10 protein-coding genes and 1 pseudogene are annotated in these 14,765 nt (G+C 56.0%); 1 reads left to right on the top strand and 10 read right to left on the bottom strand.

The features are described from left to right. Positions 1 to 35: 35 nt before the first annotated feature. From NNL38_RS01560 to csrD, 8 genes and pseudogenes are all read right to left on the bottom strand, one after another. Positions 36 to 3,902, bottom strand: a complete 3,867-nt coding sequence (locus tag NNL38_RS01560; RefSeq protein WP_255389282.1) for a YhdP family protein — start codon at positions 3,900 to 3,902, stop codon at positions 36 to 38. Positions 3,903 to 3,922: 20 nt separating this feature from the next. Then, the gene (rng, locus tag NNL38_RS01555) at positions 3,923 to 5,392 is read right to left on the bottom strand and encodes a ribonuclease G (RefSeq protein ID WP_255389281.1); all 1,470 of its coding nucleotides are present in this window, start codon (positions 5,390 to 5,392) and stop codon (positions 3,923 to 3,925) included. An 8-nt stretch (positions 5,393 to 5,400) separates the two neighbouring features. Beyond that, a complete protein-coding gene (locus tag NNL38_RS01550; protein WP_255389280.1) occupies positions 5,401 to 5,979 on the bottom strand; it encodes a Maf family protein in 579 nt (192 codons plus the stop codon). 90 nt (positions 5,980 to 6,069) lie between these two features. Further along, on the bottom strand, positions 6,070 to 6,552 hold the full coding sequence (gene mreD, locus NNL38_RS01545) for a rod shape-determining protein MreD (RefSeq protein ID WP_255390533.1): 483 nt from the start codon (positions 6,550 to 6,552) through the stop codon (positions 6,070 to 6,072). A 5-nt stretch (positions 6,553 to 6,557) separates the two neighbouring features. Beyond that, the gene (mreC, locus tag NNL38_RS01540) at positions 6,558 to 7,406 is read right to left on the bottom strand and encodes a rod shape-determining protein MreC (protein WP_255389279.1); all 849 of its coding nucleotides are present in this window, start codon (positions 7,404 to 7,406) and stop codon (positions 6,558 to 6,560) included. Between the two features lie 40 nt (positions 7,407 to 7,446). Then, on the bottom strand, positions 7,447 to 8,490 hold the full coding sequence (gene mreB / locus NNL38_RS01535) for a rod shape-determining protein MreB (protein WP_005303629.1): 1,044 nt from the start codon (positions 8,488 to 8,490) through the stop codon (positions 7,447 to 7,449). Between the two features lie 134 nt (positions 8,491 to 8,624). Further along, positions 8,625 to 8,756 (bottom strand): annotated as a pseudogene (locus tag NNL38_RS01530) (hypothetical protein); the annotation flags it as partial. A gap of 107 nt (positions 8,757 to 8,863) precedes the next feature. After that, the gene (csrD, locus tag NNL38_RS01525) at positions 8,864 to 10,792 is read right to left on the bottom strand and encodes an RNase E specificity factor CsrD (RefSeq protein ID WP_255389277.1); all 1,929 of its coding nucleotides are present in this window, start codon (positions 10,790 to 10,792) and stop codon (positions 8,864 to 8,866) included. A 263-nt stretch (positions 10,793 to 11,055) separates the two neighbouring features. Between csrD and NNL38_RS01520 the strand changes: the two genes are divergently transcribed. Next, positions 11,056 to 11,937, top strand: coding sequence for a LysR family transcriptional regulator (locus NNL38_RS01520; RefSeq protein WP_255389276.1), 882 nt, complete (start codon positions 11,056 to 11,058; stop codon positions 11,935 to 11,937). Positions 11,938 to 12,007: 70 nt separating this feature from the next. On the opposite strand, the gene ltrA is transcribed toward NNL38_RS01520, so the two are convergent. Then, positions 12,008 to 13,300: a group II intron reverse transcriptase/maturase gene (ltrA, locus tag NNL38_RS01515; protein ID WP_369414611.1), complete on the bottom strand. Its 1,293-nt coding sequence runs from the start codon at positions 13,298 to 13,300 to the stop codon at positions 12,008 to 12,010. Positions 13,301 to 13,925: 625 nt separating this feature from the next. After that, entirely contained in the window at positions 13,926 to 14,474 is a 549-nt protein-coding gene (locus NNL38_RS01510) for a single-stranded DNA-binding protein (RefSeq protein WP_255389275.1), read from the bottom strand. Positions 14,475 to 14,765 lie beyond the last annotated feature (291 nt).

Raw genomic sequence — 14,765 nt, 5'->3', positions numbered from 1 at the left:
TATTGTGACCGGGGGTTGCTGGCAAACGCGCAGTCTTACTCCCTGATATCATCCGGGACGGTATACTCACCGGTAAAGCGGGATTTTTCCGTCACCACCGGCGCCTCAATCGGTCCCTTCACTTCATAGTTCACCTGGGTAAATACATCCAGTACCGGCGATAAAGCGGTTGAAATTGCAAACACCAGAATTGCCGTCTGCGGTGCCACAGCGAAAGCCGTCAGCACCGGGATCCCCGAGGTAAAATCAGGGAAAAACTGAACTTTTGCATCGACGGTTTCACTTACAAGATTAGCACTTCCGGTAATATACATATCCCCCGCCAGCGCTTGCATCTGAATATCATCGGTTTCGAAGCGACCATTTTCCAGCGTCCCGGAGCCGCGAATATAGTTAAACGCCAGGCCATCATCAAACACCCCGGAGAAGTCGAGCTGCATTTTGCGAATAATCGAATCGAGACTGAACAGACCGAGGATCCGGCCGGCACCGCCGATTTCACTGATCACCCCTTTCCCGGTTTCGGTTTTCACTTCGCCACTGAGGGTCTCGCGGTGCATCGACCAGGGCGCGCCACGCCACTGAATCGACGCATAACTGCTGAATTCTGCCCCTTGGATCCCGCCGGAAATCCCCAGCCGTGCCATCAGCTCGGAGCTGTTTTCCCCTTCAATATCAAAGGCGATTTGAGTTTCGTTCTGATCACCGTCCAACGTCCAGTGACCATCGAGACTCAACAGGGTGGCGTCAGAAGCGACCTGGAAGTTCTGCAAGGCCAGCGTAGTGCCCTCGCGGCGCAATTTGCCCGACACCTCACCCAGCCGGTAGCCCTGCAACCAAGCGTCAGCCAGTTGCAGGTCAACTTCCGGCAAGTTGGCCATCAAGGCACGATCAAAGTCTGTCGCCGCCGGAATTACCCGCTGCGGCACATACGGCGCCGGGACAGAGGTTTCCTCTGTTTCCAACATCGGCAGATTGAGATGCAATTGATCCAACGCCAGTTGCAACGGCTTGCCGTTCGGCCAGATCCCCTCGCCGCTCATCTCACGGCTGTCTAACAATAAGCGCCACCGCGTCGGTTGCTTGCGCACCGCCAGATCCACCTCATGCCAATTGAGGGTCGCCAGCTTAAGCTTTTTGAGCTGGGCGTTGACTTCTGTCGGCAACGGGAGCGCCGGCATCCCGGAGTCCCCTTCGCTTTCGCGCGCGGCGATTTCCTCACCCAGCGCGATCCAGCGATCAGCGTCCAGCGATCGGCTCACCCAATCCACCCGGTGCTTACCCGCCTGCAGTCCGCGCAGCTGACCCGCTCCGACCGATAAATGACTGGCGGTGATGCTCAGCGGAGCACCCAGTTCGATCCGGGTGCGGTAAGCCGCCTTCGGCACCCGCAGCGTTGCCTCCAGCTGCTCGGCATTGCCCCGGGCCGACAGGGTGGCCGACTGCCGGTTGCCACGCACCAGGGCCAGCGGGTAAGGCAGCTCGCTATGAACATCATTCAAATCAGCTTTGGCCTTCACCTGATAGGTAAACCCGGTGTCGTGCAAATCAACCCCGATATTCGCCTGCCAGCGGCTTAATCCCTCAACCCGCTCAAGCAGCGGATCGCGAACCTGCCGCTGCAAAGCAGCTACCGACCAGTGGCCGTCCACATCAATCCCAACCTGGTACCCGGCTTCCGCCTGGCGGCCGGTAAAACTGACCGATACCGGCTGCGCCAGTAACATGCCCTGAATGCCTTCGGCTTGCACTTGATCGTTATCAAAGCTCAGGGCCCCGCTGACCTGCGCCAGTTGCAGCGGCGGCGTGTCCATGACAATGGTATTGCCCGCCAGCTCAGCCTGGCCCCAGGCCCGCACTTCACTGCCGTCAAACGGGATATCCAACGCAAAGCGCGAAGTGACCGGACCGCTGACCTGCACCGTGGTTAGTGCCGCGCCGACCGTGTCCACCAGCGGCGTCGCCAGCATATAATCCCGGATGGCCTGACCTTCTGCCGCCACATCCAGAGTGAGCCGCAGGTGACCATCGGGAGCCAGCTCGGCTTCACCGCGCACCCGCGATGCCATCGCCCCCATGGTCCGGGCCTGGCTGGCGGCAATCAACATCCGATCATTTTCAAAGCTCAGATCCAGTGCCAGGTCCGTCAGCTCCGGCCAATGGGTATCAAAACTGAACCGCCCCTGCTCCAGCGGCACCTGTACCTGGAAGATCCCTTCATGGCGCTGATACGGAAAATCCGCCAGCTCGCCATACCACATCAACTGCGCCTGATCGGTGGTCCCGCCGCGGATCGCCGCCGACAGATAATCGGTCAGCTCCCGTCCCAATGCCCGGGTCGGCAGATAGCGCCAGGCTTCACCGGCATGATGCACCGCAGCCTCACCGTAAAAAGACAGCCATGCCGGGGCATCCGCCGGGAAATCGAGCCGGAACTGCCCCTTGGCACGGGCGTCGGGGGTCGTAACCGCCAGGTGATCACTCCACAGTCGCCAACCGTCCTCGCCCACCTGCCAGTATGCGGTCACGTCGCCTTTTTCAATCGGCAGCGGGGCCTGGAAAACATCACCGTACGGCAGCTCATCATCTTGCAGCGACAGCACCGCTTTGCCTGCGTTGAGCGTCCCGGCCACCGTCGCATCGAGTTTGTGAACTTCCGGCAGCAGGGACCACTGCTTCAGCCCGAGCTGTTCCAACTGTGCCGAAAAGCGCGGGGACTGCCCGGATGCGGCAGCGAGCCGGATATCCTGCAACTGGCCACTGGGCTGCAGGGCATCGAGCGCTGCAGCGGACTGACTGTCGGGCGGCAGAAAACTGGCAAACGGTAAGATCGGGGCCAGCGGCAGGCGGCTAATCGCCAATTGCCAGTCTGAAGGATGCCACTGACCGGCAATGGTAAACGCCGGCCACGGCTGGCCATCGGTCTGCAACACAATCGGCTCGCTGTCGATGCGCCAGCCCGGCTCACCGCGCTCGGTTTGCGGTTTAAGCGCCAGCAGCCCGTGCTGGATCTGAAACTGGTGCGACTGGCCATCGCGCTGCCAGCGCAGAGCGCTGTTTTCCAGGCGCAGCAGGCTATCGGCCAGCTTGCCGTCCTGTAAATTAAGCCACAGCGCTGCATTGAGGTTGCTGCCGGTGACCTCGGCATTGCCGAGCTGCTTGTCCAGCCATGGCGTCACGGAGAGATTACGGGCCTGAACATAAACGCGGCCGGACAGATCCGGGAACGAGTGGCTGGCTGATAAATTAGCGATCACCTGCAGCTGACTGAAATGGGTATCCGCCACGCTGATCACCCCTTCCGCCCGGTGTTGAACACCGGTGGCATCCCACTTCAGGGCATTGATATCAACCCGCAACGGCTGACCGGCCGGCGAGATCAACGTGACGTGGGAATCTTTAAGGGAGAATTTCCCCAACTGGACAAAAAACAGCGTTTCCAGCCGGGCAATCAACTCGGCTGAATCGGCATCAGCGCTGGTCGCCGGTGCCGGCTCACTGAGCGGGGGGAAAATCGATGCCGGCAACTGGGTCAGGTCCAGGCTGAGCCGACTGAGCCGGACATCCTTAAAGACCGGCTGCCATGCCCAGAGCGAGCCCGGAATATCGAGCTGCATCTCAACATCCCCGACATGAACAATCGAGGCCAGTTTGTCCGACGCGGCGATCTCAACGCCTTGCAGCACCAGCGACGGACCACGGTTGCGCCAGTGGCCTTCGACACGCGCCACTTCCAGTCGCATCTCGGCCTGCTGGGAGACCCACTGCCGGATCGGTTCGCGATACTCATTCAGGTGCGGCAGAAAAAAACGTAAGCCACTGATAGCAAATGCGGCCAGCACCAAGATGATCAGGGCCAGCCACATGACGCCCCGTGCCAGACGAACCGGAACTGTGGTCACTCAATATCCTCGCATCGTGTTTACATCATAACGACGTCAAATTGTTCCTGGACATATAATGGCTCGGCTTTCACCTTGACCTGCTTGCCGATAAAGACTTCCAGCTCCGCCAGGGCGTGATATTCATCGCCGGCCAGCACTTCGGCAACGGCCGGGGAGACATAGACCACAAAGCGATCGGCATCATAGGCCCGGTTGACCCGGGTGATCTCCCGCAGGATCTCATAGCAGACACTTTCCACCGTTTTCACCGTCCCGCGCCCTTCACACGTCGGGCAGGTGCCGCACAACACATGCTCAATGCTCTCGCGGGTCCGCTTGCGGGTCATTTCAACCAGCCCGAGCTGGGTGAAGCCGTTAATATTGGTTTTGACCCGATCGTAGGACAGTGCCTGCTCCAGTGCGAGCAGCACCCGGCGCCGGTGATCCTCCACCGCCATATCGATAAAGTCGATAATGATAATGCCGCCGAGGTTGCGCAGCCGCAACTGACGGGCGATCGCCTTGGTCGCTTCAATGTTGGTGTTGAAGATGGTCTCTTCGAGGTTGCGGCGACCGACAAACGCACCGGTGTTGATATCAATCGTGGTCATGGCTTCGGTCTGATCGATGATCAGATAACCGCCCGATTTCAGCTCCACCTTGCGCTCCAGCGAACGCTGGATTTCACTTTCGGTGTCATACAGATCAAATATAGGCTGCTCACCAGCATAATACTCCAGCTTCTCGCTGAGCTCGGGCACAAACTCGTCGGTAAATTCCTTGAGTTTTTCATAGCCCAGACGTGAGTCGACCAAAATCGAATCCAGCTCGGTACCAACAAAGTCGCGCAGGATCCGCTGCGCCAGCCCCAACTCACCGTATAGCATGGATTTGGGCTTATGCTTGGCCCGGCGCTCGAGCACCTTGCGCCACAAGTGTTTGAGAAACGCTGCATCTTGTGCCATCTCTTCGGCCGTCGCCCCTTCAGCGGCAGTCCGGATAATAAAGCCACCCAGCTCATCACAATAATCGCCGACAATCTTTTTCAGCCGCTCGCGCTCGCTTTCGCTTTCAATGCGCTGCGACACACCGACATGGCCAGCGCCGGGCATAAAGACCAGATAGCGGGAAGGCAGGGTAACATCTGTGGTCAGGCGAGCGCCTTTGGTGCCGAGCGGATCTTTGACCACCTGCACCACCAGATCCTGGCCCTGACGGACCAGCTCGGAAATGTCCCGCACCTGGAATTGCTGTTTTTCATTTTCCGCCACACACTCGGTATGGGGAACAATATCGGAGGCATGCAAGAACGCGGCTTTTTCCAGCCCGATATCAACAAATGCCGCCTGCATCCCCGGCAATACCCGGCTCACCCGGCCTTTGTAGATATTCCCGACAATCCCGCGTTTGGATTCCCGTTCAATATGTATTTCCTGAAGGCTCCCTCCTTCAATCATCGCCACGCGTGTCTCACTTGGCGTTACGTTAATCAGCAGCTCTGTGCTCATGGTTGCCTCTAAATTGGTAAACTTAAAAAGTCCTGAACCATGATGTCGGTCTCCATTAAGGGTAACCCCACCACAGCGTAATAACTGCCATCGATACGCTCAATAAATTTGCCCCCGATCCCCTGGATCCCGTAACTACCAGCTTTATCCTGAGGCTCACCGCTTTCCCAGTAGGCTTCGATTTCTTGTTCGGACAACGGCTTGAACCACACGTTGGTGATCACCAGACGGGTTTCCTGACGCGTTGCCGTCGCCAGGGTGACCGCAGTCATCACCTGGTGTTCGCGACCGGAAAGCAGTCGCAGCATCCGCTGGGCATCAGCAAAGTCTTTCGGCTTTTCAAGGATTTCATCATCAACCACTACGATCGTATCCGACCCCAGCACCGGGAGACTGCCATCGGTGGCCTGCACGCCGGCCTGCGCTTTGTCCTGAGCCAGGCGCTGAACATATTGGGAGGGTGTTTCTCCCGGACGGTGGCACTCTTCCACATCGACAACCACCCGCTCGAAGCGGTAACCCAGTTGTGCCAGAAGCTCCTTGCGACGTGGGGAGCCCGATGCCAGATACAGTTGTAATGCAGACATGATGATACCATTTACTGAATTATCAAAAAGATCCGTTCGATATCATGTTCTAAAACCTAACACCGAACGGAACTTGTTTGAAAAAATAATTTAACGAATTGAGAACTTGCGACGCATTCGCCGCAGCAGTAAAAACAGCCAGGGCCACAGCAGACAGTTTAAGGCCACCGCCCACAGGCGCTCCGGCTCAAACGCAACGACGGAAACCAGATATTCCGCCCAGAATTCAATCAGCTTGCCAACGAGCGTCAGGCAAGCCACCAGAATGGCCTGCTGCCACAGCGACAGATTTCGGATCAACTGGAAATTCAATGCCACGATATAGCAGAGCAGCGCCATCATCAGGCCGCGAACCCCGAGGGTCGAGCCCAGCATCAAATCCCATAATAGCCCCAGGAACAACGCGGTGCCCACGTTCACCCGATGCGGCAGGGCCAGCACCCAGTAAAAGGCAACCAGCAACACCCAGGATGGGCGAAACAGTTCAAATTCCCCCGGCCAGGGGGCGGCCTGTAAGATCAGGGCGACAATAAACGACAGCCAGATCAGCAAGCGGCCATTGGATTGACTCATTGCCACTATTGATCTCCTACAATGAGGGTTTCCCGTGGTGTCGGCCACACCAGCAACAAATAACGCAAGCGGTCAAACTGCACTGTCGGTTTGGCCTTAATTTGGGCAAACGGCCGCTTGTTATCAAACGAAAACTCGGTCACGTACCCGACCGGATAGCCTTCCGGGTAACGCCCGCCCAACCCCGAAGTGACCAGCAGATCGCCGACTTCAATATCGGTACTGCTCGGCACATGTTCAAGCTGGACCTGATCGATATGACCGCTACCCGAAGCAATCACCCGGATATCATTGCGCACCACCTGGACCGGCAACGCATGCGTGGCGTCGATCAACAGCAGCACCCGGCTGTTATGGGCACCAACGTACGAGACCTGACCGACCACCCCCTTTTCGTTGATCACCGGCTGACCTTCGTAAACGCCGTCAACCCGCCCCTTGTCTATCATCACCTGATGGCTGTACGGATCGGAATCCACCGCCATCACTTCCGCAATCAGCTTTTTCTCATCACGGACGAATGGTGAACCCAACAGATCCCGCAAACGCTGATTTTCCTGCTGTAGCTGGTCCAGCAACAGAATATCACTCTGCTTGACCAGTAAATCGCGCTTCAGTGCTTTGTTTTCAGCCAATAGTCGCTGATGAGAGCTGAGTTGTCCCGACATGCCTTCCAGCAACTCACGAGGCAGGTTTGCCGCGTATTGCAGCGGAGCAATGGCAGAATTCAGCAGATAACGGACATTGGCGAAGGCATCCAGGCGACTGTCAGCCAGCATCAGGCTGACTGACAGTAAGATGGCAAGAAACAGGCGTAATTGCAGGGATGGACCTCTGCCAAATATAGGTTTCATCTAACGCTATAACCTGTTTGATTGATTGCCAGAAATGGCATTATTCTTCGCTGAAGAGATCACCACCATGCATGTCGATCATTTCCAGCGCCTTGCCGCCACCACGGGCCACACAGGTCAGGGGATCTTCAGCCACGACCACCGGGATCCCGGTTTCTTCGGTCAGCAGGCGATCCAGATCGCGCAGCAGGGCACCACCACCGGTCAGCACCATACCACGCTCGGAAATATCAGACGCCAGCTCCGGCGGACACTGCTCCAGAGCGACCATCACGGCAGAGACAATCCCGGTCAGCGGCTCTTGCAGCGCTTCCAGGATTTCGTTGGAATTGAGGGTAAAGCTCCGCGGCACACCTTCAGCCAGGTTGCGACCGCGGACTTCGATTTCGCGTACTTCGTCACCCGGATAGGCCGAGCCGATTTCATGCTTGATCCGCTCTGCTGTCGCTTCACCGATCAGGCTACCGTAGTTGCGGCGCACATAGTTAATGATGGCCTCGTCAAAGCGGTCACCACCAATGCGAACAGAAGAAGAGTACACCACGCCGTTCAGGGAGATCACGGCCACTTCCGTAGTCCCGCCACCGATATCGATCACCATCGAGCCGGTTGCTTCCGACACCGGCATGCCGGCACCAATGGCAGCGGCCATCGGCTCATCAATCAGGTACACTTCGCGGGCACCGGCCCCCTGGGCCGATTCACGGATCGCACGACGCTCAACCTGGGTTGAGCCGCATGGCACGGCCACCAGCACACGCGGGCTCGGGCGCAGGATACTGTTGTCATGCACTTGCTTAATAAAGTGCTGCAGCATTTTTTCAGTGACGTAGAAATCAGCGATCACTCCGTCCTTCATCGGACGGATCGCGGCAATATTCCCCGGTGTTCGACCCAGCATTTGCTTGGCATCATGGCCAACGGCGGCAACACTTTTGGTAGCGCCCGCACGATCCTGGCGAATGGCGACAACGGATGGTTCATCAAGTACGATGCCCTGGCCTTTGACATAAATCAGGGTATTGGCTGTACCCAAGTCAATAGACAGGTCATTAGAAAACATGCCACGAAGTTTTTTAAACATAGTCTTCGGCTAATTCCTGCAAGCTTACAAAATCGTTAAATTGCGCTAAATGTAACAGGGGGCACGGATCGAGACAAGGCAAGCTTTGTCAAACCTGCCACAGATCCGCATTTTCTTTCGTTGAGCAGGATATTGATACCTTTTTCCCCGCGATAGATAACCCGATCGTTGCCGCGATAGGCGCCGAAGGTCACCAACGCCGAGGGATTTTCACCGCCTTTGTCCCGCCAGTTATACAGCAACCAAGGCTGCGATTCGACAGTTCCGGGAGGCATTTCGCGCCAAACGGTAACCAAACCGGCAAATAGCCAAGCTCGCAGATACAACCTACTGCCACGCCTGCAACTTTTTTCAGCCCTTTAATAGACAGGGCTCAGCTCTCTTTCGCACCACACGGCAGCTCGCTGGTGAAATAACGCCCTTGGCCGCCCTGAACCCCAAGTTGTTGCAATACCCGCCATTCCTGCTCATTTTCAACCCCAACCGCAATCACTTTTGCCGCCGAGTTGGCACAGGCGCCCAGCATACTACGGACAAACAGCTGGTTCTCCTGTCGTTGATGAATATCCCGCAGCAACCCCCGGTGCAGTTTGATGTAATCGGCCTTCACATCTTTGATGTAATGGGTACTGACAATCGTGCGACCAGCCTGATCAACCACCAGCTTACAACCCAGTCCCACCAGCATCCGGGTCACCGGGCGAATGGCATCGAGATGCTTCACCAGACTGCTCTCCGCAATTTCAAATGACAGCCGGTTCAGCACGGTTCTTGGGGTCTGCAGCAACTCATCACGCAACCAGCGTACAAACGCCTTCTCTAACAGCGCTTCAACACTGACATTCACGGAGAGGGCATCTCCGACCGGCCCATTTTTGAGCATCGCAAGCGCCTGCGCCACCACAGCCTTGTCCATTTTGGTGTGATAGCCGACCTGAGTAACGGCACTTAAGAAATGAGACGCTTTGATCAGCTTACCTTGCTCATCAGGAATTCGGGCCAACAGCTCACGGTGGATCACCTGCTGATCCAACGTCAGCGCCGGTTGCTGATAGAGTACTACAGCGCTGTTGCCAAACGCCTGATCCAGCAGGCTCCGCCAGCGGACACTACCCCGGCCCTCTTCAAGCTGCGGTGCTTTCTGATAAGTATCCCAGCTATTAGAACCCTGCAGTTGCGCGCTGCGCAGCGCCATCTCTGCAGCATCCATGATCCGCCCCCGGCGATCGCCGCTGGCACAGTAGGTCACCCCGATGTGGCACCAGTTATCCGGTTGCAGCGGCGACGGGGGGGCCAGCCGATCCAGCGCTTTGAGCAACTGATGGGTAAACTGCTTCACCTCTTTGGCTGGCTGCTGCGGCAACAAGATGGCAAACTCGGCATCAAAATAGCGCGACAGGACGGTATCAGGATAACGCTGGATCAGGTTGGAGAGGATCATCCCGACATCCTGAATCAGCTCATCCGCCACGGCTTTGCCCCGTTCGGCCAGCAACTCGTCCCAGTCCGAAATCCGGATCATCAGCACTGCGCCATGGGTTTCCGGCTCCTGCACCAATGATTGCAGCCGGCTGTCAAACAAGACCCGGTTGGCAGCACCGGTGAGCTGATCGAGAAAAGTGTGGGTACGGATAAAGGTGTCAAAGCGGCTGCGCTCCTGGCGGGCATCTTTGAGCTCAGCAATCATCTGATCCAACGCCAGGCTGGCTGTCGCCGGCCACTCCTGCTCATCGCCCACCGCATGATCGTCCACTTTGCCGGCCAGAATCATCCGCCCACGATGCTCGAGCAATTCTGAGCCGTAGAGTTGCTGACGCAACCAGTTCATCCCCCACATCAGACCGAGGATAATGATCACCACCGCCAGAGTAATCGAAGACATCGCCCCGATAGAGTAGGTAAATTCGGTATACGGCGGGATCGACTTCAGCTTAACCGTAAAGCCGGGGTTGTGGCTCAGGGTATAACTGCCCTGATGCAGGACAGCCGGGTCATTGATCGGCTGCAGTCCTTGATAGGCATACATCACCCCGGACGGACTGCCAATCTCCAGCTCGACCACATTACTGGCTTTGAGCAGCTTGGGCAGCCAGCGCGACAGGGACTTGGCCCCCTGCGGATCAGCCAGTTCCTGATCGATCACCTCAACCATCCCGTCCAGGTAATGAGTCAGATAATCCTGCCCCAGCTTACGAAAGCTGACGGCACCGCCAATAAAAATGACAAAAATGGCACAAATCACAATGAGCGTCACAAACGCCACCAGGCGGTTGGTCAGCTTCATCCCTGAGGCTTTTCTCATAAGGATCCAATTGAACTCGTTATTATTGATAGCGGCCCCGGCGACCCGTTCACCGAAGCAAGTTGCAAAGTAACACTCCTGGCCCCGCCAGGTCAGTGTGTGAGTCGACAGTTTAACAATTTGTTAATCTTGACCTTTTGAAGCTGATCCCAACAGCTGCTGCGATGCCCGCTCAACGGCCTGCCGTCGCCGTAAAATGAGCAGAGACCGACATTTTGATATGATGGGTCCACTGGTTACCGTTACTGCCCGCGGATAAATAAATGGATTGGATCACCTGCACCAACAGTTTTGTCACCGTTGTCGACCATGGCTCCCTGGCCCAGGCCGCAACCAAACTCAATACCTCCAGCTCCGCGCTGTCCAAACGGCTGACCTGGCTGGAGCAACAACTGGGCGTGCAACTGCTCAAACGGACCACCCGCAGTCTGGCCGTCACCGATGCCGGCAAACTGTTCTACCAGCGCAGTGCCCGCCTGCTGGAAGATTGGCAGCAAATGCTGGCCGAGACCACCTCGACCTATGGCGAAGTCAGCGGCGTGTTGCGGATCGGTGCCCCGCTGGCCACTGGCAGCCGCCTGCTGGTACACTACCTGGCCGAATTTATCGAGACCTATCCCAACATCCAGGTCGAACTGCATACCGTCACACCCGGCCAGTTACCGGATCATAACCTGGATGTCTTTATCAGCCGTGAGCTGACCGACTTCAACTCGGCAAGCTATATCGCGACCCGGCTGTTCACCTTCCAGCCCGGCTTTTACGCCGCGCCGGGTTATCTGGACAGCAAACCGCACATCAGCAGCCCGGAGCAACTGTCACAACATAACTGCCTGCTGTTCGGTACTCATGGCCATGAGCAGGAGCATGTGTTTGAAAACAACGTCCGCCTGCGCCTGCGCGGCAACTTCACCACCCAGAACCCCGAAGCCCTGGTCTCTGCCGCCGTCGCCGGTATGGGGATCATCCTGACCGGGGAGAAAATGGTCCAGCGCGAGTTGTGCAAAGGCCTGCTGGTCCCGGTACTGCCGGCCCTGAAACAACCAATCAGCGCGGCATTTGCCTATTACCCCAAGCTCGAATACAACCATGTCAAAACCAAGTTGTTTATCGACTTTATCAAGCAAAAAGCCAACGCCGAGTAAACGCCCCCTCCCATTTCAAGCGGCCGATAAAACCAATCGAGTAGGAGGAGGCCTCACGGCCTCCGTCCTCTCACACCACCGTACAAGCGTGGGTCGCATACGGCGGTTCCGAATATATTTTCAGTGACTCGTACCCATCTCGCAACGAGTACAGACCCATCTCCTTGAACCATTTCATTGGCATGGCCTGATTGAGCTGGGGCGATAAAGCCAAGTGCCACCACCCTTTATCTGACATCGCCAGCTTCCACGCATTGCGTTCGCTTACACCCTCTTGGCGTAACCATGTCGCTATGCTGTATCTGCGCTTGCGCTGCTTGAGGCGATAGCACCGTAAGCGCCGCCTTATCCATTCATCCAAGCGCTGCATCGCGCTTTTCCGTATGGCAAGCTTGAAATAGTGTTGCCAACCTCTTAGGTATTGAGTGAGTTCGACTAGGACTGTCTTCAACTCTCGCCCTCGATTCCGCTTCGTTATTTGACGCACTCGCTTCTTCATCTGAGTTTGTGCTGTCTTCGAGATATGGATGCTTCCATCTCGTTGAAAGCGATGGCCTAGGTAAGTCCGCTCTGTCACTCTCGTTGCCGCACTTTTCTCACGGTTAACCCTGAGTTTCAGTTTCTGCTCCAAGAACTCCGTGATTGAGGCTTTTACTCGATTGGCGGCTTCCTCACTGTGCACGTAGATTTGGCAGTCGTCTGCATATCGGCAGAACTTATGCCCTCTTCGCTCAAGCTCTTTATCCAACTCATCTAATACGATATTTGATAGCAGCGGAGATAATGGTCCACCCTGTGGCGTCCCTCGTTGCCTCTGCTCAACTAACCCGTTTCGCATTATGCCTGCCTGTAGGTATGACCTGACCAGTTTCAGGACCCGTTTATCTGTGATGTCCTCCGATAGCCTGTGCATCAGTCTATCGTGGTTCACAGTATCGAAGTATTTCGCCAGGTCTATGTCGACTACATAACCCCGCCCCTCCCTGATGTAGTGGCTTGCTGCCACCAATGCATGGTGGGCACTGCGGTTAGGCCTGAACCCATAACTGTTGCTTGAAAACTGAGGTTCGTAGATATCTGTCAGTACTGAGGTAATGGCCTGTTGGACTACCCTATCAAGTACAGTTGGGATACCTAGCTGCCTCACTCCCCCGCTAGGTTTGGGAATTTCTACACCCAGAACGGGTTGCGGTTGGTAGCTCCCGTCCAGAAGGCTCTGGCGGAGCGCTTGCCCATTAGAAGACTGCCGAAGCATCGAGATAGTCGCTGTTATGTCGAGTTTATCAACCCCAGCACATCCCTTGTTCTTCTTCACTCTTCTCAGGGCTTGGTTCAGATTTGTTGAGGAGCAGATCCGCTCCATCAACTGAGTTGAGGTCACCAAGACTCGTCCTCCTGTCTACGCCGATCATGCTTGTCATTCTTCGTGGCCATGAGCGTCACTTGCGGTGTTGCCCAGTAGTACGTAGAGATGTTGTTCATCTTGCTATGACCCCACATGATTGAGTGTCTAGTGACTGCTTCTTGATATATTCAGTTCCGGCCTTCCCTTGGGTTGTACTTCCCCAAGGTACTATGCCTTCTGCTGACTTCTTATTACCCGTCACACAACATCACTGTTGTATTAGTCTCATCCGAGACAGGTCGTAAGATCTCCCGAGGTAAGACGTTGTTCTTTCCCTTGGCTGTGCCTGATTTACCCGTACACACTTCCCGTCGAGGCATTGGGCTGTTCTATATATTGCTAGGTTACCCAAGTTGTACTGGCCTACTATCAGGTTTCTGTTCGTCACACCCAAGTTTTGCCGTTTGCTTCCTTCAGATCCCACCTCACGGTGGGCACCCTTGCATAGGCTAACGGTTCTCGCTCGACTGAGCCCGTAGAGGACTTTCACCTCCTAGAACAACGCCATGCTCGGCGCACAACCAATAAAAAAGCAGCGCCAGGCGCTGCTTTTTTCATCAACCGTTGCTCAGACCTGTCGGCCTTAGAACGGAATGTCGTCGTCGAAATCCATCGGCGGCTCATTATACTGCTGCTGCGGCTGTTGCGGCGTTTGTTGCTGAGGTGCAGATTGCTGCGGCGCAAAATTCTGCTGCGGTGCGGCTGCCGGCTGCTGCGGCTGACCCCAGCCACCTTGCTGCTGACCACCCATCGGGGCACCCATGCCCTGACCGCCGCCCTGACGGCCACCCAGCATCTGCATCGTGCCGTTGAACCCCTGAACCACGACTTCAGTCGTGTAACGGTCCTGACCATTTTGATCTTGCCATTTACGGGTTTGCAGTTGACCTTCGATGTAGACTTGTGAGCCTTTACGCAGGTACTCACCGGCTACTTCTGCAACTTTGCCAAACAGCGCCACCCGGTGCCATTCGGTTTTTTCACGTTGTTCACCGGTATTCTTATCACGCCATGACTCAGAAGTAGCAACGGTAATATTTGCTACTGCACCACCACTTGGCATGTAACGGATTTCCGGATCATTTCCTAGGTTACCCACCAGGATAACTTTATTGACGCCACGACTGGCCATAATTCACTCCAGATCTGATCGCTGGGCTGTATATCAGATACAGCGGTTGCTACTCAAAGTTTATACTTAATCGCGCAGTCTACCATGCTGCCCGGCTGCGGAACAGGGTGGGACTGTGTCATTCAACGCAATTTTTCTCCACCGCCAACACCATCCCCATTCCGAAATCTCCCACCGGCAAATTTCCCACGATTGTGGTCCGGCTTCAGTGACAGACAAAAGCGCTCAACAATCACCCCAAACACTGTATCTTTATACAGTTTACACTTTCAAGCTTTTTCACCTTGTGTG

The organism is Photobacterium atrarenae (assembly GCF_024380015.1).
GTDB classification, from domain to species: domain Bacteria; phylum Pseudomonadota; class Gammaproteobacteria; order Enterobacterales; family Vibrionaceae; genus Photobacterium; species Photobacterium atrarenae.
This window is presented reverse-complemented; position numbering and strand designations above follow the sequence as displayed.

Bases quoted from the DNA above. Each gene is read 5' to 3' on its own strand.
- csrD (WP_255389277.1), bottom strand. From the start codon at position 10,792: ATGAGAAAAGCCTCAGGGATGAAGCTGACCAACCGCCTGGTGGCGTTT.
- NNL38_RS01520 (WP_255389276.1), top strand. From the start codon at position 11,056: ATGGATTGGATCACCTGCACCAACAGTTTTGTCACCGTTGTCGACCAT.
- ltrA (WP_369414611.1), bottom strand. From the start codon at position 13,300: ATGGAGCGGATCTGCTCCTCAACAAATCTGAACCAAGCCCTGAGAAGA.
- mreB (WP_005303629.1), bottom strand. From the start codon at position 8,490: ATGTTTAAAAAACTTCGTGGCATGTTTTCTAATGACCTGTCTATTGAC.
- NNL38_RS01550 (WP_255389280.1), bottom strand. From the start codon at position 5,979: ATGTCTGCATTACAACTGTATCTGGCATCGGGCTCCCCACGTCGCAAG.
- mreD (WP_255390533.1), bottom strand. From the start codon at position 6,552: ATGAGTCAATCCAATGGCCGCTTGCTGATCTGGCTGTCGTTTATTGTC.
- NNL38_RS01510 (WP_255389275.1), bottom strand. From the start codon at position 14,474: ATGGCCAGTCGTGGCGTCAATAAAGTTATCCTGGTGGGTAACCTAGGA.
- mreC (WP_255389279.1), bottom strand. From the start codon at position 7,406: ATGAAACCTATATTTGGCAGAGGTCCATCCCTGCAATTACGCCTGTTT.
- rng (WP_255389281.1), bottom strand. From the start codon at position 5,392: ATGAGCACAGAGCTGCTGATTAACGTAACGCCAAGTGAGACACGCGTG.